The organism is Bradyrhizobium sp. Ken01, from assembly GCF_055807355.1.
In genome coordinates, this window is the sequence record NZ_JBVVPC010000069.1 from 1 (window position 1) to 23437 (window position 23437).

The following is a 23437-nucleotide window of genomic DNA, read 5'->3' on the forward strand; positions in this document are numbered from 1 at the left end:
TGATCTACGCCAATACTGTCGTACAACGCGGCACGCCCTGGACCGAAAAAGCCGCCTAGCCTTTAATGGTTGCTACGAGACCGACGCAAGATCGGCGAACGGGAGGACCCCATGGACTTTCACCACTCCGAACGTTCGCTGGAGTTGCAGGAGCGAGTCCGCCGGTTCATGCGGACGCATGTCGAGCCGGTGGAGGAGCTCTATTACGAGCAGGTGAAGCCGGAAGCGACGCGCTACCGGACCCCGCAGATCCTTCAGGACCTGAAGCGGCTGGCGCGGGAGCAGGGGCTCTGGAACCTGTTCCTCTCTGGCGAGCACGGCCAAGACCCTAACAACACCGGCTTGACCAATCTCGAATATGCGCCGGTGAAGGAGATCATGGGCCGCATCCTTTGGGCGCCTGAGATCTTCAATTGCTCGGCGCCCGACGTCGGCAACATGGAGGTGCTGGCCAACTACGGTACGCCGGCACAGCAGGACCGCTGGCTGAAGCCGCTCTTGGAGGGGCGCATCCGCTCCGGCTTCTCGATGACGGAGCCGCAGGTCGCCTCCAGCGATGCCACCAACATCCAATGCGAGATCAGGCGCGACGGCGGCGACTACGTCATCAACGGCCGCAAATGGTTCACCTCGGGCGCGATGAACGAGGATTGCGAGATCCTGATCGTGATGGGCAAGACCGCGCCCGACGATCCCGATCGCCACCGCCAGCAATCCATGATCCTGGTGCCGAGAGCGACGCCCGGCGTGCGCATTGTGCGCGACATGCTGACCTACGGCTATGACGACGCGCCGGTCGGCCATCCCGAGATCGTCTACGAGAACGTTCGCGTGCCCGCGGAGAACATCCTGCTCGGCGAGGGCCGCGGCTTCGAGATCGCGCAAGGCAGGCTTGGCCCCGGCCGCATCCATCATTGCATGCGGCTGATCGGCTGCGCCCAGCGCGCGCTGGAGTTGATGTGCCAGCGTGCGGTCTCGCGCACGGCCTTCGGCAAGCCGCTCGCAGAGCAAGGCTCGGTGCGCGAGGACATCGCCAACTCCTTCTGCGAGATCGCGCAGGCGCGGCTCTTGACGCTGCAGGCCGCCGACAGGATGGACCGCGAGGGCAACAAGATCGCGCGCGACCTGATTGCGGCCGCCAAGATCGTGGTGCCCAGCATGGCCGCCCGCGTTATCGACCGCGCCATCCAGATCCACGGCGCCGCCGGCGTCTCGCAGGACACATTCCTGGCGCGTGCTTACGTCTACGCCCGCTTCATCCGCATCGGCGACGGGCCGGATCAGGTGCATCTGGCCGCGGTGGGCAAGGAGCTCATCAAGCGTGGCGGGGTGATGGAGGGGTAGGTGGTTGCTCTTAGCAATGGCGTGCAGTCATAGACGGCGGATGCCCGCTCATGGGGGTGAAGCAGATTGCGGCAACGCCGACACTTTGATTTTTGCTCCTGAACTGCCGTCGATCACCCGCCGCTATGCAGCCGGTTTCTCATCCATAAGCCAATAGACGATGGCTGTCAGAGCAAGGGTCGATGCGCCTGCAACGATAAACGGGGCGCGATAGTCGCCATTCGAACTGAACTGCAGGGCCGCGCCCAAAAGTGCGATCCCGAAGCTGAAACCGATTTGGCGCATCGTGACGCAAATGGCAGATGCGGTCGCCGCACGATCGCTTGGAACCGCCGACACGGCGGCGGCAGTGATCTGAGCGTTGATCACGGCACAGCCTGACCCGCTGACGAGCAACGCAATGACGGTCATTACCAGCGTGTCCGGCCCCACGTTTCCGTCGGAGATCGCACCAAGGGCCAGATCAGCCAACCCGATAAGCGCGAGACCACCACAGAAGAACGAGCGTGACGGGATGCGGGTCGTCAAAACCGCTCCATAGCGCGGCAACACCATCATCGGCAATGTGAGTGCGACCAGGAGCCCGCCCGCCTCAAACGGACTGAGACCCAACGGACCGCGCGCCAATTGCGGCACGTAGACGAGAAGCGACCAGAAGCCGGTCGATCCCGCCATCGGGACGAGGCACATCGCGACGAACTGCCGAGATCCGAACAGCTTGAGATCGAACGCCGGGTTGGGATGTCGGCGTTCCACCCAAACGAAAAGGAGGAGCGCAATCCCCGAAGCGGCGAGTCCTGTCAGGAACGTCGCCGAGGCGACGCCACCAAGCGCGGCTGCTTCCAGCAACATAAACGCCAGCGCCGCCGAAATTATCGCAAGAAGGCCAGCACCGAGCCAATCCACCTTGGCGCTCGAACGCTGCTGGTCGAGCTCATTGCCAATTCTGTACGGCACCAGGAAGGCCAAAACGGCGCAAAGCGGCAAGTTGATCCAGAAAATCCAGCGCCACCCGATCGTATCAGCCAGGAGCGATCCGAGCGGCGGGCCAGCGACCATCGAGGCACCGACGATCGTGCCCCAAAGCCCAAACGCCCGCGCGCGCCGGGGCCCCTCGTAGGCACCAGCAAGGAGGGCAGACGAGGTGCTGGTGATGCAGGCACCGGCGATACCTTGCAACGTGCGGAATGTCAGCAAGACGTCGAACGTGTTGGCGCACGCACACAGTAGAGAGGCCAGGCCAAACAGCGCTGCACCCCAGGTGAACATTTGAACGCGTCCGTATCTGTCAGCAAGGCTACCTGCAATCGGCAAACAGAAGATCAAAGCAAGGCTGTAGACGTCGATGACCCAGGCCGCTCGTGCGGAAGCGGCACCGAGATCGTGGCCAATATCGGGTAAGGCAGCCGCTAGAGCCGTCAGGTCGACTTGAAACAGAGAGCCGCTCACGCACGCTGCAAGCAGCGTCGCCGTTTCCAGGGACATGCGTTTGCCGCGATGGCCGTCATCGGCAATCCAACTGGCGCTCGGCATTTCATCATCGTTGTGCTGAGGTTTGTCGAGCATGGTTGTTCGGCCTCCATGGAGCATGGATGGCCGGGCAACAGGCTTTGGTCGAATGATGGTTCCTCAAAAGCTCATGAATCTATATCATGGCGTGAGGAGATCGAGATGCCACGCCGCTTGCCACCCTTCGCACCCCTTGTCGCGTTCGACGCTGTCACCCGTCATGGCTCGTTCACGCGCGCCGCGGCGGAGTTGGGCGTCACGCAGAGTGCCGTCAGCCATCAGATTCGAAAACTGGAGGACCATTTCGGGGTCGCATTGTTGCAGCGGCAGAATCCAGGGATCGGAATAACACCTGCCGGCGCGCAGCTTAGGCAAGAGCTTGCTGCAGCACTCGACGCGCTTGGTGCGCTGGATGCTCAGGTGCGGCGGCGCTCAACCCGAACGACGTTGCGCGTGGGCGCCAGCTCGGCATTGGCAACATGGTGGCTCGTCCGCCGCCTGCCAGACTTTACGGCGCGATATCCGTCGATCAACGTTGATCTCAAACCACTGGAGACGGCGGACAGCTCAAAGCGGCCGCTCGACGTGCGAATTGTCTGGAACGCCAGCGAAGACGCACGGCGGACGTCGACTCAATTGCCGCTGTTTTGGGAGCGGATTTTTCCCGTCTGTGCGCCGCACCTGTTGCCCCGGCGGCGTCCCTTGACGGACCCTGACGGCCTGTTGGCCCTTCCGCTCATCCACAAAGGCGACAACGCGACCGGCGACTGGGGTTGGCCCTCCTGGTTTAGACGCCTGGGATTGCCGAAATCGGGCGCTGCTGCTGGCAGCCTGACGCTGGACGACATGGGAATGTGCATGTCGGCTGCGGCCGAGGGAGCCGGGGTGACACTTGGGCGCTCACTTCTGGTCGCAGATGCGATTTCGTCTGGACGCCTCGTGTCCGCACTTGCCGATTACCCCACAGTCGAGTGCACGAAAATTCAGGTTGCCCAGTGGCCAGCCGATTTGATCGGCGATCGCAGCGTCGAGTTACTCGTGAATTGGCTCGCTGAGCAGGCTGAGACGACCGTGAGGAATATTTCTGCTGCGTAGTCCTTTGCCGGCCCTCTGCCGTTTTGTTAGGGAGCCGGCACTGTCAGTTCGCAGCTATTCGTCGGGGCTGTCGTCGTCATGCTGTTGACGCAATGTCTGTCTTAGACGGCAACAACTAAAACACCGTGCTGGAACTGTTGGGGTTCCTACAAACGGTTCCGGAGCCAAGGGTTGGCTCGACCCGCAAAACGCTTTGCGGCATCGGAACCGAACAATCGAAAATCACAGGAGATATAATGGTGTTCCGATCGAGCGCCGCAGTTTGCGGCGCCGTGGTTGCGCTTGCCGTTTCCGTTTCTATTGCGCGATGTGAAGCTGGTGGGGTTCACTCAAGCGCTGCCGACAATGCCGCTTCCGGAGAAGCGATCGTTGGCGCGGCATCCATGTACAATCCGTTCAAGCCAGGCAGAGAGGAGGGCGGGCCGAAGACGGCTTCCGGCGAGCGTTATGACCCCTCGGTCTGGTCGGCTGCCATCAAGACGAGCTTGCGAAAGAAATTCGGTGGGGTCCGATTTGGCGTGAAGCCGAAATACGCCCTCGTCGAGGCCATCGGCAAGAAGGTCATCGTCAGGATAAACGACGTGGGACCGCTAAGGCCCGGCCGCATCATCGACTTCAATGAGCGGACGATGCGTCATTTCGATCCGAGCCTGGAGCGCGGGGTCATTCCTGATGTAAAAGTCCGGCCGCTTGCCGGCGGCGATTGGACACCCGGACCGGTTGGTTGAACCGTCGCACCAGCAGGTCGCGCAGCACGACCGAAGGTCCCGGCGTTATCGCCATGATGACATCATGGTTTGCTGCGCGCCTGCGGCAGCCATGTCTATGCGTACAAACTCCTAAGCGGCCGTGATCTTCGAAACCGGGCCTTCAGCTCCTGTGCCAAGGGAGTCCACACCCGTCGCCTCCATGCAGAGTTTAAGAGCCCCGCCCAGAGTTGCAGCAGCCAGATCCGCCTTGGCACCTTCCCGCAGGCTTTCCAGCGCGCCTGGGTCGATGTCCTTCATACAGCAACCGAGAATGATTGTAGCCTTGGGCAATTTACGGCGAAGCCGTCGCACCGAGTAACGCATATGGGCAGGACTACTTGCGTCCATATAGACAAGACAGACAATGGCGACCCCGGCGGTCTCCAGCCGGAAGATATTCGCCGTTGATAACGCTTCCGCCGCTTCAACTCGCGCCGGCAAGCCATGCGCACCGGTCAATTGAGCCAGCATGATCGCAGCGGCTTCGTCGATCGGATTTCGTCCAGCCAGGCAGAGCACGGGATGATCGCCTTGCCATTCAGAAGGCAAGTCCTCCTTGCGCAGAACCCGCAGACTCTCATAAGGCGCGTCCTCAGCCACGCCCTCTATGGCAGATGTAGCTTCGATATCTGTGGTCGGGTTGACCTTAGGCGGACGCTCATCCTGCTCTGAAATGTTGTTGGCGAATTCCTGGACCGCATCCCTGATTTTGGTGAGCCGGTCGGGATCCAGAGCGCCGCGCTCGGCATCCGCTTGAGCCAATTGCAGTCCTCGCAGCGCGACTTCGTCGTAATAGGAGCTGAGAGATCGCTCCTTCAAGAACTCCTCGGCTTTTGCCGATGCTTCGGTCGGATCGCCGGCGAGCATCCGCTGATAGAATATCTCAGGCGGAGAGAGCGCTGGTCGGTCTCCAAACATGACGTCCAGGAACTCCAGGCGCTCGACATGGCGGCCCAGTACGACCAGACACACCGTAAGGGGTGTCGCCAGAACGAGGCCGATCGGACCCCAGAGCGCCGTCCAGAACGTCGCAGAAGCGACAACGGCCACCGGCGACAGTCCTGTGCTGTGTCCATAGACCATCGGCTCCAGCACATGGCCGACGACGGGCTCCACCACCACGAACAGCGCGATCGTCCAAAGCAGCATCGTCCAGGTTGGATCGACGGCGACCGCGAGAGCGAGAGGAAAGGCGGCGGCGATGACTGCCCCGATGTAAGGCACGAAGCGCAGCACTGCCGCCAGAATGCCCCACAGGATCGCGCTTGGAACGCCGATCAGCCAGAGACCCATTCCGATGACGATGCCGAAGCTCCCGTTCACGAGAAGCTGGATCAGGAAGAGCCGGCTGAGGCGGCTCGCCGCGTCATCAAGGGCAGCCGTGGTGCGCTGCAGGTCATCCGAACCGGCCAGCCTGATCAGACGATTACGAAGATCCTCGCGCTGAAGCAAAATGAAGATCACGAATATGACGATGATCCCGGTCGTTGCGAGCGGATGAAGCAAGGGTGAAATCAGCGTTTGCAAGCTCTCCAGCGCGCCGGGATCGGGCTGAAGCACTTCCACAGGAACGGGCTTCGGCGAGGCCGCTTTCGGAGCTGCTATGGTTCCCAACGAATTCGCGGCGTCCTGGGGCTTGTCGAGCTCCTTGCTGAGGTCTTTCAACATGCTCGAAGCCCGCTCGAGCGTGCCTCGACCGGCGGTGGTCTCACGGAAGGATTGGATCTTCTCGCTGATTGTGGATTGATATCGCGGCAAATCGCCGGCCAGCTCCGCGAGTTGGGTGGCTAGCAGGCTGCCCATCGCAAATATGAACGCGAAGGCGATTACGACCACGCTCACCACAGCCAAACTGCGTGGAACGCGCAGACGCTGAACCAGTCGAACCAGGGGTGCCAGCACGAAGCTGAGCAAGACGGCAAGCGCTATAGGTATGATGATCTCGCGACCGTAATAGAGCACCATGACAATGATCGCGGCGAGAATAGCCATCCCCACGGCGCTCAACAGCGAAATCAGTTCTTCCGGTGTTCGTGCTTTGAATGGCTGCCTGATCACAGCTCCTCGCTAGGCCGGGAAAGACGGCGAGTTTGTTGAGGGTCCAGTGAGTTCGGACGGCACATCTTTGGGAAGGTCGTCCAGTCCTGACATGACGCAAGCTGTCGAAGTCGGTGCATGAGCTTCAGGCCGGTTTGCGAGGCCGGTCACAACTGACCAGGCCCGATCGGCTGGGGCTACGATCCCGACGGGTACGCATTGTTGCCATGAGCATCTGGAGCGAACGATGTTGCGCTAACGGCGGCATTGAATCGGGAGCGCCAAGCCACGTTGGGAATGAACATGCCACGCCGGGTTTAGTTCCGCGCGCTGCTCCAAGAGCGCGGTATGGCGCCCCGCTTCAGCTCGCGATAGCGTCTCGGCGCGTGATCTTTCCGGCCTGCTTCCCGCCGAAAAGCCTGAGCATTTAGGCCGCTTCCAAGGATCACTGCCTCCTGCATCGCTTCCGATAACGCCTGATGGTGGCGATCGCAAAAAGCCGCGGACTGCTCCGCGGCTTTGGTTCACAGGGAGGCGGCCTCAGCCAGCCTTCGGCTTCTCACGATCTGCCGGCCCAGTGCGGAAAGCTCCAACACTGACATCATGCCAGTGTTTTGCCCGACGAGTCAAATATCATTTCGTAAAATACGAATAGTTTTAGACTAGAGCCAAGCCGTTGATATCGCTATCCCCGGCTACTGTGCATGGGGTTGTTTTCGCGTTTTTTGATGGAGCGACCCACCGCCGGCTCTGCTGGCGATGGACGTGCTGCTACCCCGCCTTGGCGACGCGGCCGTCCGCTGCACCCGAGCGCAGGTTCTGGAAGAACTTCTCCACCTCGCGCGACAGCGTCTCCGCCGTCTCGGTCACGCTGCTCGCAGCCGTCAGCACCGAGGAGGCCGCAGTGTCGGTCTCGCCGATGGCGTCGCGGAGCGAGCTGATGTTGGCGACGAGGGTCTCGTTGCCTTGGGCCGCCGATTGTGCGTTGGACGAGATCTCGCGCGTGGCGGCGTCCTGCTGACCGATGGCGCCGGCGATCGCCGAGGTGACGTCGTTGATCTCGCGCACCGCGCCGCCGATCTCACGGACGGCGTCGACTGCGTTGCGGGTGGACGACTGGATCATCGAGACGTTCTCGCTGATGTCGGCGGTTGCCTTCGCGGTCTGCCCCGCGAGTGCCTTCACTTCGTGCGCGACGACGGCAAAGCCGCGGCCGGCATCGCCCGCGCGCGCGGCCTCGATGGTGGCATTGAGCGCGAGCAGATTGGTCTGCTCGGCGATCGCCTGGATCAGGCTGAGCACGCCGTCGATACGTTGCGTGGCGGCCGCCAGGCTCTCGATCTCGGCGATCGATTTCTCGGTGCGCTGGCCGGTCTGCTCGACCGCGCTGGCGGATTGCCGCACCTGCCGGCCGATCTCCACCACCGACGCAGACAGCTCCTCGGCCGCGCCTGCCACCGCCGTGACGTTGTGCGAGGCCTGCTCGGTGGCGTTCGCCGCCGTGCCGGCGCGGCTGCTCGCGTCCGCGGTGACGCGGGTGATGGTCTGCGCCGTCTCGCGCATGACGGAGGCGTTGTCGCTGAGGCCGCGCATGATCGCGCCGATCGCCTCGCGGAACGCGTCGACGGATTGCTCGATGTGGCGGGCGCGCTCCTCGCGCGCGGCGGAGTCCTGCGAGACCTGGGAGGCGAGGTTGCGGTTGCGCCCCATCGCGTCCTGGAAGATCTGGATCGCGCGTGCCAGTGCGCCGATCTCGTCGGCGCGGTGACTGTGGGGCACCACGACGTTCTCGGCGCCGTCAGCGACCTGCTTGATGGTCGCGGTTATCGCGGAGAGGGGGCGTGCGATCGAGCGGGCGATGATGACGATGCCGATCACGACGAGTGCGAGCGCCACGCCGGCGAGGCAGGTCAGGACGAAGGACAGAGTGCGATTGGTCTCGGTCTCGTGCGCGATTTGCCTCGCGCGCTCGGCATAGACCTTGGACAGCGCCTCGAGATCCTTGTTCAGCGCCGAGCGCACGGCGCGGTTGGCGTCGTTGTCGCCCCATTCGCGGCCCGCGGCCGCATTGATCTCGACGCCGCGGCGCACCAGCTCCTTGCGAAACTCGACGAACTGCTCGATGCGCTTCTTGAAGGTGGCGAACTGCTCGGCATCGTCAGCCTTGACGATGGTCTCCCAGCGCTTCACGACATCGAGGATCTGGGCGTTGAACTTGAGCAGGCCCTCGCCGTATTTCTTCACCACGGCCGGTTCAGTCGACATGTAGACGCCGCGCGATTCCATCACGACCGCATAGACCAGCGAGTTGACCCGCTCGACGTTCAGCGCGGCGGCGTTGGCGGTCTCGATCGCGGTGGTCAGCTCGGCGCCGCGGCGGCTGTTGTAGTCAGACAGCATCGCGATCGCCGCCGTGAGCAGCGCGAACAGCGCGAAGATCGCGTAGAGCTTGTTGGCAAGCGTGAAGCGGCCGGCGAGGCCGGCGGCATTCCCAGATTGGTCGGTTGTCATGGTTTCCAGAGGCCCGAATGGCCGGGAGCGGCCGGAGAGCGCGGTCGTGCAAATTATTGCAAAACTATGCAGAATGAAGATGGACACAGCGTTAACGCCGGGTTTGGCGCCCTTCGCCCTCGGTCGCAGGAAAGGTAGATATTTCAGCGTCTTGATCTGAAGGTATAGTCTTGGGATTGCCCAGGAGTCGGCCTTTGGCCGACGAAGCCCGGAGATACCCTTGGTCTACCGCCACACCATCGACGCCACGACCTACACGTTCCCGGATCTGCGCGACCTGCTCGCCAAGGCGACGCCGCCGCGCTCCGGCGACCGGCTGGCCGGGATCGCCGCCGCAAGTGCCGAACAGATGATCGCCGCGCGGATGGCGCTGGCCGACGTCCCGCTCGGGCAGTTCTTGCAGGAAGCCGTCATCCCCTATGAGACCGACGAGGTCACCCGCCTCGTCATCGACAGGCACGACGCCAAGGCCTTCGCGCCCGTGGCCTCGCTGACGGTCGGCGCCTTTCGCGACTGGCTGCTGTCGGATGCCGCGACGCCCGAAATCTTGCGCAAGCTGGCAGGCGGCATCACCCCGGAGATGGCGGCTGCGGTCTCGAAGCTGATGCGCAACCAGGATCTGATCCTGGCGGCGCGGAAATGCGAGATCACCACCGCTTTCCGCAACACCATCGGTCTGAAGGGCCGGATGAGCACCCGGCTCCAGCCCAACCATCCCTTCGACGACGCCAAGGGCATCACCGCCTCCATCCTCGACGGCATCCTGCTCGGCGCCGGCGATGCCTGCATCGGCATCAACCCGGCGAGCGACGACCCGGCCGTGATCGGACAATTGCTGCGGCTGCTCGACGAGATCATCGCGCGGCTGAAGATCCCGACGCAGGGCTGCGTGCTGACCCATGTCACCACGACGCTGTCGCTGATCGGGCAGGGGGCGCCGGTCGACCTCGTGTTCCAGTCGGTCGCCGGCACTGAGGCTGCCAACCGCAGTTTTGGCATCGACCTCGCGCTTCTCAAGGAGGCGCAGGAGGCCGGGCTGTCGCAGAAGCGCGGCTTGGTCGGGCAGAACGTGATGTATTTCGAGACCGGGCAAGGCTCGGCGCTATCGGCGAACGCCCATCACGGCGTCGACCAGCAGACCTGCGAGGCGCGCGCCTATGCGGTGGCCCGCGCTTTTGCTCCCCTTCTGGTTAACAGCGTGGTCGGCTTCATCGGCCCGGAATATCTCTATGACGGCAAGGAAATCATCCGGGCCGGGCTGGAGGATCACTTTTGCGGTAAGCTGCTCGGCCTGCCACTCGGGATCGACATCTGCTACACCAACCACGCCGAGGCGGACCAGGATGACATGGACAATCTGCTGACGCTGCTTGCTGCCGCCGGCGTCACCTTCATCATGGGTGTCCCCGGCGCCGACGACGTCATGCTGAACTATCAGTCCACGTCTTTTCACGACGCGCTCTATGTCCGCGACGTCTTCGGACTGCGCCGCGCGCCGGAGTTCGACGACTGGCTGGTGCGGTCCGGCATTGCGGGCCCCGATTTCCGTCTTGCCGGCGATGCAGGCCTGCTGCCCGATTTTGCCTCCCGGCTGATCGCATGACGCGGCCGAAGCCACCCGGCGGCCTGAAGCAACCATTGGTGCTTCCGGGAATTATGCTCGTGCCACAATATTGAGAAATTCCGGCGGCAGCATTACGCTATGTGTCTGTCTGGCAATTTCCGCAGCTAAGTCGAGCGTGGCGGGGGAGCTTTGATGCGAGCTGAAAGTAACGGGACGTCCCGGCGGATTCTCTGCGTGTTTCCGCGATACACATCGTCGTTCGGGACGTTCGAGCATTCCTATCCCCTGACCGACGGCGTCCGCGCCTTCATGCCGCCGCAGGGACTCTTGCTGCTCGCGGCCTATCTGCCCGAGGAGTGGCAGGTCAAATTCGTCGACGAGAACCTTCGCCGTACGACGAGGGAAGAGTTCGAATGGGCGGAGGCGGTCTTCGTCAGCGGCATGCACATCCAGCGCCAGCAGATGAACGACATCTGCCGCCGCGCCCACGAGTTCGATCTGCCGGTGGCGCTCGGCGGTCCCTCTGTCAGCGCCTGCCCGGATTACTATCCGTCGTTCGACTATCTCCATGTCGGTGAGCTCGGAGACGCCACCAATCAGCTGCTCGAAATCTTGTCCCGCGACACCTCGCGTCCGGAAGCGCAGGTGGTGCTGACCACCAAAGACCGCGTGCCGATGACGGAGTTTCCGATCCCGGCCTACGAGCTCGCCGACGTCAAGAAATACTTCCTCGGCAGCATCCAGTATTCCAGCGGCTGTCCGTATCAGTGCGAGTTCTGCGACATCCCCGGCCTCTATGGCCGCAATCCGCGCCTCAAGTCGCCCGAGCAGATCATCGCCGAACTCGACCGCCTGCGCGAATGCGGCATGACCGACACGGTCTATTTCGTCGACGACAATTTCATCGGCAACCGCAAGGCGGCGCTGGACCTCTTGCCGCATCTGATCGAATGGCAGAAGAGGACCGGCTACATGGTGCGGCTCGCCTGCGAGGCGACGCTCAACATCGCCAAGCGGCCGGAAATCCTCGAGAAGATGCGCGAAGCCTATTTCGTCACCATCTTCTGCGGCATTGAGACGCCCGACCCCGATGCGCTGAAGGCGATGCACAAGGACCATAACATGATGGTCCCGATCCTCGAGGGCGTGCAAACCATCAACTCCTACGGCATGGAGGTCGTGTCCGGCATCATCATGGGGCTCGACACCGACAAGCCCAACACTTCGGAGGCGTTGCTCGCCTTCGTCGAGGACTCCCGGATTCCGCTGCTCACGATCAATCTGCTTCAGGCGCTGCCGAAGACGCCGCTGTGGGACCGTCTGGAGCGCGAGGGACGCCTGGTCGAGGACGACGGGCGCGATTCCAATGTCAACTTCCTGCTGCCCTACGACGACGTCGTCGCGTCCTGGAAGCACGCCATGGCCGTCGCCTACGAGCCCGAGAAGGTCTACGCGCGCTTCCAGTATCAATGCGACCACGTTTACGTGCACCGCTTGAAGATGCCGAAACCGGACGAGATGAAGACCTGGCCCAACATCAGGCGCGGCCTCGTCATGCTGCGAAACATCTTCTGGAAGGTCGGCGTGCTCGGCGACTACAAGCGCGTGTTCTGGAAGTTCGCGCTGGGCCGCATCAAGCGCGGCGATCTCGAAGGTCTGATCGGCTGCACTCTGATCGCGCACCATCTCATCACCTTTGCGCGGGCGGCCTCGACCGGCCAGCAGAACGCCTCGAACTATTCGATCCGGCTACGCGAGGCCTCCGTCCCCGCCGAATGACACAACATGTCTGATCCGGCCATTCCGCGTCGTCCGACCCTCGATCTGCGGTCGCTTACGCCCGCGCGCGTCGCGCTCGGGCGCAGCGGCGCGAGCCTGCCGACGCGGGCGCTGCTCGATTTTACGCTGGACCATGCCCGCGCCCGTGATGCCGTGCATGCCGTCTTCGATGCACCGCGGCTGGTCGCAGATCTCCGCGCGCTTGGCCTCGTCGTCACCGAGGCGAACAGCCGGGCGGTCGACCGCGGGGACTATCTGCGGCGGCCCGATCTGGGCAGACGGCTCGATGCCGAATCAGCCGAGGCCCTGACGCAGAGCGCCTCGGAACCGTGCCAAGTCGCGGTCGTGATTGGCGATGGGCTGTCGGCGGCGGCGGTCCACGCCCATGCGGCCGCGCTGGTGATGCGCCTGCTGCCGTTGCTTGCAGCCGACGATGGTGTCGCGATCGGCCATGTCGTCGTCGCCTCAGGCGCGCGCGTCGCGCTCGGCGACGAGATCGGCGCCATTCTCGGCGCGCGCATGGTTGTGACACTGATCGGCGAGCGGCCGGGCCTGTCGGCGCCCGACAGTCTCGGCGCCTATCTGACTTTCGCCCCGAAGCCTGATCGCACCGATGCCGAGCGCAATTGCGTGTCGAACATCCACAAGGCCGGGTTGAGCTATGACGAGGCTGCCTTCAAGATCGCCTGGCTGGTCCGCGAGGGGCTCGCGCGGGAAGTGAGCGGTGTGGCGTTGAAGGACGAGAGCGCGGACCGCGCGCCGCGTCGAATTGGCACGGCTTTCCCCGAATGAAGGGCATTAAGGCAAAATCGCCACATCTTGATCGATTGGGCCACACTCCGCCTGCTTGCGAGAAGGGCGATTGACCTGCTAAACCCCTCGCGGCGATTTTCTGCGCATTTTCAAAGGGCAAGCCTCCCATTGGTATGGCATTTTCAAGCCGTTCGCGGGGCGCGACAAGCTCACAGACCCGAGCCGATTTAGGAACTGGACAAGGCATGCTCGAAAAGCACAGCGAGAGTGAGGTTCATGTCGACAAGGTCGAGCAGGGGCCTGCGTCTTCGATCGCCTTCGGGCTGGAGCGCATCGGGCTGTTTGCAGTCCGGGCGCCCATCGTCTCCTGCATCGTCCTGCTCGTCCTGATCGTCGGCGCCGTGTTCGGCATCCACCGGATCAAGATCGACGATTCGCTGTCGCAGCTGTTCCGGTCCAACACGCCGGAATTCCGCCAGTACGAAGCGGTGACCAAGAAGTTCCCAGCCGAGGAATTCGACGTCCTCGTCGTGGTCGAGGGCAAGACCCTGCTGGCGCGGAACAACCTCGAGAAGCTGCGCGACTTCGTCACCGACATGCAGCTGGTCGAGGGTACGCGCGGACTGGTCTCGCTGTTCTCCGCGCGTCAGGCGCCGGCGCCGGGCAAGCTTCCCGCCGCGCTGTTCCCGCCCGAGCTGCCCGAGGGCGCGGCCTATGACAAGTTCATCGAGGGCGTCAAAGCCAACGAGATCATCCGCGGCAAGCTGTTGTCCGAGGACGGCACGCTGGCGCTGATCGTGCTTTCGCTCGATCCGGAGGTGGTCGCCTCCAATAAGCTGACCAAGACCGTCGCCGACATCCGCGCGCTGATGAAGGAAGACCTCAGCGACACCGGCCTCAACGTGCAGCTTTCCGGCGTGCCGGTGATGCAGCTCGAGATCCGCAACGCGGTCGAGCGCGACGGGCTCACCTACAACATCCTCGGCATTCTCGCCGGCTGTGTCATCGCCATCATCTTCTTCCGCAAGATATCGTTCATGGTGGCGGCGGCGTTCCCGCCGATGATCGCGATCCTGCTGGCGCTCGGCGCGCTCGGCTGGGCCAATTTCAATCTCAACATGTTCCTGAACGTGATGACGCCGCTCATCATGGTGATCAGTTTCTCCGACTCGATGCAGCTCACCTTCGCCGCGCGCGACCGGCTGATCGCGGGCCAGGACAAGTTCACCGCATTCAAGAACGCGGTGCTGGTGGTGGGACCGGCCTGCGTGCTGACGCACGGCACCGCCGGCATTTCCTTCATCGCGCTCCAGTTCTCCGATTCCGATCTGATCCGCAAGTTCGGCGAGGCGGGTCTCGCCGCCACCATCATCGCGTTGGTCGCGGTGTTGTCGCTGGTGCCGGTGTTCGGCGTGCTTTTGGTGCGCAACGAGAAGGTCTTTGCGACCAAGTTCCAGAGCGCGGACGCCGGCGTGCAGGCGCTGCGTAATTTCTGCTACTGGATCGCGGTGCGGATGGTGGGCCGTCCCGGCCTGTTCAGCCTGATCGCGGTGCTGTTCGTGGCGGGTCTCGGCGTCATCTACGCCAATCTGGAGCCGCGCTATCGCCTCGCCGACCAGGTGCCGGACAAGCGCCAAGCGGTCGCCGCCAGCGACCGGCTCGACGCCAAGCTCACCGGCGCTAACCCGGTCAACGTTCTGGTCCAGTTCCCCAAGGGGGAATCGCTCTATTCGCCGGAGACGCTGCAGACCATCGCGGACGTGCACGCGACGGTGGAGAAGGCAGCCGGTGTCGGCAATGTCTGGTCGGTCGAGACCCTGCGCCGCTGGCTCGCGGAAAAGGCAGGCAGCGCCGACGTCGCGACGCTGAAGGAATATGTCAGCGTCATTCCGGAGCATCTGGTGCGCCGGTTCATCGATGCCGAGCAGGACGCCGTCGTGGTCGCAGGTCGCGTGCCGGACAAGGATTCCAGCCAGCTCCTGCCGATCGTCGACAAGCTCGATACCGAGCTCGACGCCGTCCGCAAGAAGCATCCCGGCTATGAAGTGGCGGTCACGGGTCTTGCCGCGATTGCCGCGCGCAACTCGGCCGGCATGATCGAGAAACTCAACCGCGGGCTCACCGTCGAATTCGCGCTGGTCGCGATTTTCATCGGCTTGGCCTTCCGTTCCTGGGTCGTGATGTTCGCCTGCATCCTGCCGGGTATCTTCCCCGTCGTGATGTCGGGAACGGTGCTGTGGGCGATGGGCGAGGGACTGCAATTCGCCAGCGTCGTGGCGCTCACCGTCTCGTTCGGCCTGGGCTTGAGCGCCACCATCCACTTCCTCAACCGCCTCAGGCTCGAGAGCAAGCCGGGCGTCGGCTCGGCGCTGGCGGTGGAGCGCGCCACCGTGCTGGTCGGCCCGGCATTGATCCTGACCACGCTGGTGCTGGCCTGCGGCCTCGTCGTCACGGTCTTCTCCGACCTGCCCTCGCTGCGGCTGTTCGGCTGGCTCAGCGCCTTCTCGATGGTGATGGCGCTCGTCGCCGATCTCTTCATCCTGCGGCCGACGGCGATGTGGCTGATCAATCTGCACGCCAAGCTTCAGGGCACCGACAAGCCCGCGATCTGAGCGGCTTCATTCATCGGGCACTCGAATCGGCGCGGTCCTGGCGACTGCGCCGCGCCTCCGAAAACAACAAAGCCCCGGTTCGCGAGAACCGGGGCTTGCTGCTTTCGAAGCGGTAAGAGCTGTCAGCCCTTCGTCATTGTGATGTTGACGCCGCGAATCTCGCCCTTGGATGAGATCTGCACCGTTTGCTTGGTGCCGTTGGTGCGCAGCGACAAATTGGCGGCAAAGCCGTTGGCCTCGACGAACACTTCGATCTGGCCGCCGCCGGCGGTGCCCTGCAGATTGCCGAAGATGTTGCGGTTGGTCTCGCTCCAATTGCCGGAGATCCGCTCCCCCTGGCTGGTCACGTCGCTGGTGAGGTCGAATTTGTAGCTGTCGGACGCGCAGTGCAGCGCCTGCTTGAGGCTGAGACCGGTGCCGGCAACTTTGTAGTCGGCCTTGCAACGGATGCGCTCGGTGGAGCCGTCGGACAGCGACACCGTACCCGTGCCGGTCCATGCGCCCTCGAAACCTGCAAACGGTCCGGACGACTGAGCCTGACTTGTCGAAACCGAGAAGAGCAGCACAGCGCCGATGCCGGCTGCCTTGATTGCCAGTTCAGATCGTCCAAAGAATTTCATCTCAAAATATCCCGTTTTGGAACGACGTCCGCTTGTCACCAAGGACGTCTCGCCACATCGAAGGTTTAGTGTTCCGAGCCTGTGTCAGGTTCAATGGCCGGCCGCCCACACGTCGGCATCGCGAAGCGCGCTTGCCATGGTTGGCCTCGGGATTCTCTGCGTTTCGGCATGTTTCTGACGCCCAAGGCGGGAGGAAGAGATGCAGCTCTGCAACAGGTGCGCAGCAAAACGCGGCGTGCCTGAATTATGACGTAGTATCAATCCCTTACATTTGCCAGAGAAGGCGCAGGGAAGACCTGATTTGGTGGACGTGGCGCCAATTTGGCCGCATTTGCCAGTGCTTGTGCCTTCTCCGAGGCCGCTACTCCCGCGGCGACTTGCCCATCAGAACAATCCGCTCCGGTCGTCGCGCTGTGCTGTCCGGGATTGGTGCGATTCTGCCGTCAGAATGAAGGAATACAATGCGTAAGCTTCTCGTCGCTCTCACCTTGCTGTCGGCCTCCCTCTCGACCGCAGCGTTCGCCCAGCAAGGGCGCGGCACGGACGCCGAGCAGAAGGCCTGCTCGCGCGATGTGCAGAAGCTCTGCCGTCCGGTCATCGATCAGGGCGATTTCACCATCCTGGCCTGCCTCAAGGAAAACCGGGCCAAGATTTCGCAGGCCTGTGACCAGGTCCTGAAGAACCACAACCAGTAAGCTCGGCCACTGGCCCACAAAAGGCGGCCCCCAGGGCCGCCTTTTCGGACCTGATCCGCAAAGGGCAGCCATCGAGAGACAGGATTGGTTTTGCGGCCGTATTCCCCTATATGGGGGCCGCGGCGGCATCGCCGGCACGGGCTAGCGCGAGCGAAAAAGCCCTTCCTGTCCAAACGATTGTAGACCAGCCCTCGATGACCTCTGCGAGCGAATTGCGATCCGGAAAGGGTGAGCGCGACGAGAACTTTCCCGTCGCGTCCTGGATCATTCATCCGCGTCATCGCGCGCTGATCCTGGCGTATTACAATTTCGTCCGCACCGCCGACGACATCGCCGACCACGCGACGCTGCCGCCGGACGAGAAGCTCGCTTATCTCGACCTGCTCGAGGCGGAATTGGTCGGCAAAGGCGACACCCAGGCCGAGGCCGTCAGCCTGCGGCACGCACTGGCCGAACGCGGCATGGCGCCGCGCCACGCGCTCGACGTGCTCATCGCGTTCCGCATGGACGTGACCAAGTTGCGCTACGAGAATTGGGACGAGGTCATCCATTATTGCCGCTATTCGGCGATGCCGGTCGGCCGCTTCATGCTCGACGTCCATGGTGAGAGCACCGCGACCTGGGCCGCGTCGGATGCGCTCTGCGCAGCGCTGCAGATCAACAACCATCTTCAGGATTGCGGCAAGGATTTCCGCGAGCTCAACCGCGTCTATCTGCCGCGCGATGCGCTGGCCGCGAGTGGCGCCTCGGTCGAGCAGCTCGGACTGGCGCAGTCGCCACCGCCGATGCTGGCCTGCCTTCAGGCTCTCGCCGTGCGCAACGAAGCGCTGCTCGACGAGGGCAGGTCGCTAGCTGCGGAGATCCGGGATTTCCGCCTCGGCGTCGAGGTCTCGGTGATCCAGGCCTATGCCGACCGCATCGTGCGCCTGTTGAAGGTGCGCGATCCCCTGCGCGAGCGCGTGCACCTGAACAAGCTCGAGCTCCTCACCTTCAGCCTCGCAGGCATGATCGGCGAAGTCGGCCGCCGCGCGGTCGGACGCAAGGCCATTTCCAGACCGGGGACTGCACATGACGCTTGAGGCGACCTCGCCGGGCGCCAATTATGGCTCGACCGCATCCGGCAGTTCGTTCTACGCCGCGATGCGCATCCTGCCGCACGACCAGCGCGAAGCGATGTTCCAGATCTACAGCTTCTGCCGCCAGGTCGACGACATCGCCGATTCCGACGGACCGCGCGACGAGCGGCTCGCCGCCCTTCAGGCGTGGCGCAACGACATCGATGCGCTCTACCAGGGCAATCCGCCGCCGCGGCTGAAGGACTACCTCGCCTCGGTGAAGACCTTCGGCCTCAAGCGCGAGGATTTCCTTGCGATCGTCGACGGCATGGAGATGGACGTGCCGCAGGACATCCGCGCGCCTGACATGGCGACGCTGGATCTCTATTGTGATCGCGTCGCGAGTGCGGTGGGGCGGCTGTCGGTCCGGGTCTTCGGCCTGCCGGAAGAAGACGGCATCGAGCTTGCCCATCATCTCGGCCGCGCGCTCCAGCTCACCAACATCCTGCGCGACATCGACGAGGACGCGGGCCTCGGCCGGCTCTATCTGCCGCGCGAAGCGCTGCTGCATGCCGGCATCACCTCCAACGATCCGGACCGCGTGATCGTCGAGCGCGCGCTGCCGAAGGTCTGCCTGCCGCTGGCGCAGCGCGCAAAGGTGTATTTCGAGAAGTCGGACGAGATCATGAACCGCAACCGGCGCCGCGCGGTGCGCGCGCCCCGGATGATGTCGAAATACTATCATGCCATTCTGGATCTCCTGATCGCGCGCGGGTTCAACGCGCCGCGCGAGCCGGTGCGTGTGTCGAAGGTCACACGCATCGCCATCCTGCTCCGTTACGCTCTCATCTGATGCAAAAAACAGCTCACATCATTGGCGCTGGAATTTCCGGCCTCTCCGCCGCCGTGCGGCTTGCCAGTGCCGGCTTCAAGATCGCCGTGCACGAGGCGACGCAGCAGGCCGGCGGCCGCTGCCGTTCCTATTTCGACGGCGCCACCAATCTCACCATCGACAACGGCAACCATTTGCTGCTGTCCGGCAACAGCCATGCGCGCGCCTATGCGCGCTCGATCGGCACCGAGGCGGGCCTCGTCGGACCGGAGCGCGCGCAGTTTCCCTTCGTCGATATCAAGACCGGGCAGCGCTGGCAGATCGACCTCGGCGACGGCCGGCTCCCGACCTGGGTGCTCGACGAGAGCCGCCGCGTCCCCGACACCGGCTTGACCGATTATCTGAAGCTGGCGCCGCTGATCTGGGCCTCGGAAGAGACGCTGGTCGGCAAGTCCATTCCCTGCGAGGGCGTCCTTTATCAGCGCCTGGTGCAGCCGCTGCTGCTCGCGGCGCTCAACGTCGATCCACCCGAAGGCTCGGCGGGGCTTGCCGGCGCGATCGTGCGCGAGACGCTGCTCGCCGGCGGGCAGGCCTGCCGCCCGCTGATCGCGCGCGACGGCCTCAGCGCGGTGCTGATCGAACCCGCCGTCAAATTCTTGAGCGAGCGCGGCCACACCGTTCAGCTCGGCCATGAGCTGCGCTCGTTTGCGACTCAGGACGGCAAGGTTGGCGCGCTGAATTTCGGCGGCGAGGATGTGATCCAGATCGGCGAGGGTGATGTCGTCGTGATGGCGGTGCCGCCGCGTGCTGCCTCCAACCTGCTGCCGGGCCTGAAGACGCCGACCGAATTCCGCGCCATCGTGAATGCGCATTTCCGCGTCGAGCCGCCGGCGGGATCGGCTCCGATCCTTGGCGTGATCGGCGGCGTCATTGAATGGCTGTTCGCGTTCCCGAACCGGCTGTCCGTCACCATCAGCAACGGCGACCGCCTGGTCGACATGCCGCGCGAGGAACTCGCGCAGGCGATCTGGAACGACGTCTGCAAGGCGGGCGGTGTGTCCGGCGAGCTTCCCCCTTGGCAGATCGTGCGCGAGCGCCGTGCCACATTTGCGGCGACGCCGGCGCAGAATGCCCTGCGTCCAGAGCCGGTCACTGCACTGAAAAACCTGTTTCTCGCAGGCGATTGGACTGCTACGGGATTGCCTGCAACCATCGAGGGATCGGTCCGATCCGGTGATCGCGCCGCCGATCTGGTTCTGGCCGCCAAGGGATAGTGACAGGCGGCGCTGACGGGCATTTGTCCCGGTCAATTTCGGCCAAATTCAATCGACTATCGGAGCAATCGAGCGAGATGGATTCCGTGAACGCGACCAGCCGCGAAGCCCAAGAATTCAGGAACTTGGAATCGAGCATTGCGTCGGCCACCGAAGGCGTCCTCGGCTTCCAGCAACCCGACGGCCATTGGGTGTTCGAGCTCGAGGCCGATTGCACGATTCCGGCCGAATACGTCCTGCTGCGCCACTATCTCGCCGAGCCGGTCGATGCCGTGCTCGAAGCCAAGATCGCCAATTATCTTCGCCGCGTTCAGGGCGCCCATGGCGGCTGGCCGCTGGTGCACGACGGCGAGTTCGACATGAGCGCCAGCGTGAAGGCGTATTTCGCGCTGAAGATGATCGGTGATTCCATCGACGCGCCGCACATGGCGCGTGCGCGCGAGGCGATCCATTCCCGCGGCGGCGCCATTCACAGCAACGTCTTCACGCGCTTCATGCTTGCGATGTTTGGCGTCGTGACCTGGCGCGCGGTACCGGTGCTGCCGATCGAGATCGTGCTGCTGCCGTTCTGGTCGCCGTTCCACATCAACAAGATCTCCTACTGGGCGCGCACCACCATGGTGCCGCTGATGGTCATCGCCGCGCTGAAGCCACGGGCGAAGAATCCCAAGGGCGTCGGCATCGACGAGCTGTTCCTGCAGGATCCGCGCTCGATCGGCATGACCGCCAAGGCGCCGCACCAGAGCATGGCCTGGTTCGTGCTGTTCCGTGCGCTCGACGGCATTTTGCGCGTGATCGAGCCGATGTTTCCCAAGAGTCTGCGCAAGCGCGCCATCGATGCCGCGCTCGCCTTCACCGAGGAGCGGTTGAACGGCGAGGACGGCATGGGCGCGATCTACCCGCCGATGGCCAACATCGTCATGATGTACGAGGCGCTCGGCAAGGATGAGAGTTATCCGCCGCGCGCGATCACGCGCCGGGGTATCGACAAGCTGCTCGTGATCAAGGACGACGAGGCCTATTGCCAGCCCTGCGTCTCGCCGGTGTGGGACACGACGCTGACCGCGCACGCACTGCTCGAAGCCGGCGGTGACAGAGCGGTGCCTGCGGCGAAGCAGGGTCTCGACTGGCTGATCCCGAAGCAGGAGCTCGAGGTGAAGGGCGACTGGGCGGTGAAGCGGCCCGACGTGCGCCCGGGCGGCTGGGCCTTCCAGTACAACAATGCCCATTATCCCGATCTCGACGACACCGCGGTTGTCGTGATGTCGATGGACCGCATGCGCCGGGAGCATGGCGCGGCCGGCTATGACGCCGCGATCGATCGCGGCCGGGAATGGATCGAGGGCATGCAGAGCGACGACGGCGGCTGGGCTGCCTTCGACGTCAACAATCTCGAATATTATCTAAACAACATCCCGTTCTCGGACCATGGCGCGCTGCTCGATCCACCGACCGAAGACGTCACCGCGCGCTGCATCTCGATGCTGGCCCAGCTCGGCGAGACCGCGACGACCAGCAAGCATGTCGCCGATGGCGTCGCCTACCTGCGGAAGACCCAGCACCCGGAAGGGTCCTGGTATGGCCGCTGGGGCATGAACTTCATCTATGGAACCTGGTCGGTGCTGTGCGCCCTCAACATGGCCGGCGTCCGCCATGACGACCCCATGATCCGGAAAGCCGCCGGCTGGCTGGCCTCGATCCAGAACAAGGACGGCGGCTGGGGCGAGGATGCCGTCAGCTACCGGCTGGACTATCGGGGCTGGGAGGCTGCTCCCTCGACCGCCTCGCAAACGGCATGGGCCTTGCTTGCCCTGATGGCGGCAGGCGAGGTTGATCACCCGGCCGTCGCCCGCGGGGTGGAGTACCTGATTGCAACACAGAACGAAAAAGGACTGTGGGACGAACAGCGGTACACCGCCACAGGCTTTCCCCGTGTATTCTATCTACGGTACCATGGTTACCCGAAGTTCTTCCCGCTGTGGGCGTTGGCACGGTATCGGAACTTGCGGAACACCAACAGCAGGGTGGTAGGGGTCGGAATGTGACTTTGGGGACGGGGGACTATCTTACCGCGGGTCAAACCGTTGATCCGAGGCCGATATTGATCGTGACTGGACTGGTTCAGGAGGCCCGCATCGCGGCCGGGCCCGGAATGGCGGTCATTTGCTCGTCGAGCAGCCCGACCCAGTTGCGGGCACTGTTGACGGTGCTGGATCCCGAGACGATTCGCGGTGTGATCTCGTTCGGCGTGGCCGGCGGGCTTGACCCGACGCTGCGCTCCGGCGACGTCGTGCTCGCGACCGAGGTGCTCGCGGGCGATACCCGCTGGGCCGCTGGCCTCTCGCTCGGAGATGATCTCATCGACCGCCTGACGTCGGGGCGCCGCCGCGTGGTGCGCGGCAGCCTCGCCGGTGCCGAGGAAGTGGTCACCGGGCGCTCCTGCAAGGCGGCGCTGCATTCGGAGACCGGAGCTGCCGCCGTCGACATGGAAAGCCACATCGCGGCCGCCTATGCCGCCGAGGCCGGCTTGCCGTTCGCCGCGGTCCGCGTCATCAGCGATCCTGCCCATCGCGCGCTGCCGGCACTCGCCCGCGCCGCCATCAAGCCGAACGGCCAGATCGACGTGCTGGCCGTGCTGCGCGGCATCGCGCGCAATCCGACCGCGCTGCATGGACTGGTCTCGACCGGCCTCGACTTCAATCGCGCGCTACGCTCCTTGCGCGGCTGCCGGGATTATTTGATTGGCACCGAGCTCGTGGAGAGCGAAGCGCTGGTCTCCGAGGCGGCCTGAGCGGTTTCTGCGATCACTGATAACAAAAGGCCCGGTCGCCATTGGCGATCGGGCCTTTTCTCTATTTCGGGGTGCGTAGCTCGGATGGAGCGGAGCGCATCTGGGGGCTTGCAACGGGAGGAACCGTCCCGGATTTCGCTTGCGCTCCATCCGGGCTTCTGTAACGGGCCTTGGTTAGTCAATCCCTTTTTGCGGCATCCTCTCGCCGGGAACCTGC

General features: G+C 63.7%; 17 protein-coding genes. 13 read left to right on the forward strand and 4 right to left on the reverse strand.

The features are described from left to right. Positions 1-111: 111 nt before the first annotated feature. On the forward strand, positions 112-1344 hold the full coding sequence (locus AC0L3S_RS36290; RefSeq protein WP_473284611.1) for an acyl-CoA dehydrogenase family protein: 1233 nt from the start codon (positions 112-114) through the stop codon (positions 1342-1344). Positions 1345-1467: 123 nt separating this feature from the next. On the opposite strand, the gene AC0L3S_RS36295 is transcribed toward AC0L3S_RS36290, so the two are convergent. Beyond that, positions 1468-2910, reverse strand: coding sequence for an MFS transporter (locus tag AC0L3S_RS36295; protein WP_473284613.1), 1443 nt, complete (start codon positions 2908-2910; stop codon positions 1468-1470). Positions 2911-3015: 105 nt separating this feature from the next. Between AC0L3S_RS36295 and AC0L3S_RS36300 the strand changes: the two genes are divergently transcribed. Continuing rightward, on the forward strand, positions 3016-3948 hold the full coding sequence (locus tag AC0L3S_RS36300; protein WP_473284615.1) for a LysR substrate-binding domain-containing protein: 933 nt from the start codon (positions 3016-3018) through the stop codon (positions 3946-3948). A 236-nt stretch (positions 3949-4184) separates the two neighbouring features. Continuing rightward, entirely contained in the window at positions 4185-4676 is a 492-nt protein-coding gene (locus AC0L3S_RS36305) for a septal ring lytic transglycosylase RlpA family protein (RefSeq protein WP_473264035.1), read from the forward strand. A gap of 111 nt (positions 4677-4787) precedes the next feature. Here the strand turns inward: AC0L3S_RS36305 and AC0L3S_RS36310 are convergent, their stop codons facing one another. Beyond that, complete coding sequence (locus AC0L3S_RS36310; protein WP_473284617.1) at positions 4788-6755, reverse strand: AI-2E family transporter; 1968 nt, start codon at positions 6753-6755, stop codon at positions 4788-4790. A gap of 750 nt (positions 6756-7505) precedes the next feature. Further along, positions 7506-9245 carry a methyl-accepting chemotaxis protein gene (locus AC0L3S_RS36315; protein WP_473264033.1) on the reverse strand — a complete coding sequence of 580 codons (1740 nt, stop codon included), beginning with the start codon at positions 9243-9245 and terminating at the stop codon, positions 7506-7508. A 220-nt stretch (positions 9246-9465) separates the two neighbouring features. Between AC0L3S_RS36315 and AC0L3S_RS36320 the strand changes: the two genes are divergently transcribed. The 4 genes from AC0L3S_RS36320 (at position 9466) to AC0L3S_RS36335 (ending at position 15953) form a co-directional block, all read left to right on the forward strand. Continuing rightward, positions 9466-10848, forward strand: a complete 1383-nt coding sequence (locus AC0L3S_RS36320; protein ID WP_473284619.1) for an ethanolamine ammonia-lyase subunit EutB — start codon at positions 9466-9468, stop codon at positions 10846-10848. Positions 10849-11001: 153 nt separating this feature from the next. Then, complete coding sequence (locus tag AC0L3S_RS36325) at positions 11002-12588, forward strand: B12-binding domain-containing radical SAM protein (protein WP_473264031.1); 1587 nt, start codon at positions 11002-11004, stop codon at positions 12586-12588. Between the two features lie 6 nt (positions 12589-12594). Beyond that, positions 12595-13380, forward strand: a complete 786-nt coding sequence (gene eutC, locus AC0L3S_RS36330) for an ethanolamine ammonia-lyase subunit EutC (protein ID WP_473284621.1) — start codon at positions 12595-12597, stop codon at positions 13378-13380. A 206-nt stretch (positions 13381-13586) separates the two neighbouring features. Continuing rightward, positions 13587-15953: an efflux RND transporter permease subunit gene (locus AC0L3S_RS36335; protein ID WP_473264029.1), complete on the forward strand. Its 2367-nt coding sequence runs from the start codon at positions 13587-13589 to the stop codon at positions 15951-15953. Between the two features lie 122 nt (positions 15954-16075). Here the strand turns inward: AC0L3S_RS36335 and AC0L3S_RS36340 are convergent, their stop codons facing one another. Beyond that, on the reverse strand, positions 16076-16573 hold the full coding sequence (locus AC0L3S_RS36340) for a hypothetical protein (protein ID WP_027516853.1): 498 nt from the start codon (positions 16571-16573) through the stop codon (positions 16076-16078). Between the two features lie 461 nt (positions 16574-17034). On the opposite strand from AC0L3S_RS36340, the gene AC0L3S_RS36345 reads away from it, so the two are divergent. The 6 genes from AC0L3S_RS36345 (at position 17035) to AC0L3S_RS36370 (ending at position 23220) form a co-directional block, all read left to right on the forward strand. Continuing rightward, entirely contained in the window at positions 17035-17268 is a 234-nt protein-coding gene (locus AC0L3S_RS36345) for a hypothetical protein (RefSeq protein WP_007593627.1), read from the forward strand. Positions 17269-17462: 194 nt separating this feature from the next. Further along, the gene (gene hpnC, locus AC0L3S_RS36350; RefSeq protein ID WP_473264027.1) at positions 17463-18347 is read left to right on the forward strand and encodes a squalene synthase HpnC; all 885 of its coding nucleotides are present in this window, start codon (positions 17463-17465) and stop codon (positions 18345-18347) included. Beyond that, the gene (hpnD, locus tag AC0L3S_RS36355; protein WP_473284623.1) at positions 18337-19176 is read left to right on the forward strand and encodes a presqualene diphosphate synthase HpnD; all 840 of its coding nucleotides are present in this window, start codon (positions 18337-18339) and stop codon (positions 19174-19176) included. The genes hpnC and hpnD overlap by 11 nt, the downstream gene beginning before the upstream one ends. Continuing rightward, positions 19176-20429: a hydroxysqualene dehydroxylase HpnE gene (hpnE, locus tag AC0L3S_RS36360; protein ID WP_473284625.1), complete on the forward strand. Its 1254-nt coding sequence runs from the start codon at positions 19176-19178 to the stop codon at positions 20427-20429. Before hpnD ends, hpnE begins: the two co-directional genes overlap by 1 nt. 77 nt (positions 20430-20506) lie before the next feature. Next, a complete protein-coding gene (gene shc, locus AC0L3S_RS36365; RefSeq protein ID WP_473284627.1) occupies positions 20507-22474 on the forward strand; it encodes a squalene--hopene cyclase in 1968 nt (655 codons plus the stop codon). After that, entirely contained in the window at positions 22471-23220 is a 750-nt protein-coding gene (locus tag AC0L3S_RS36370) for a phosphorylase (RefSeq protein ID WP_473264023.1), read from the forward strand. The genes shc and AC0L3S_RS36370 overlap by 4 nt, the downstream gene beginning before the upstream one ends. The last annotated feature ends 217 nt before the right edge of the window (positions 23221-23437 follow it).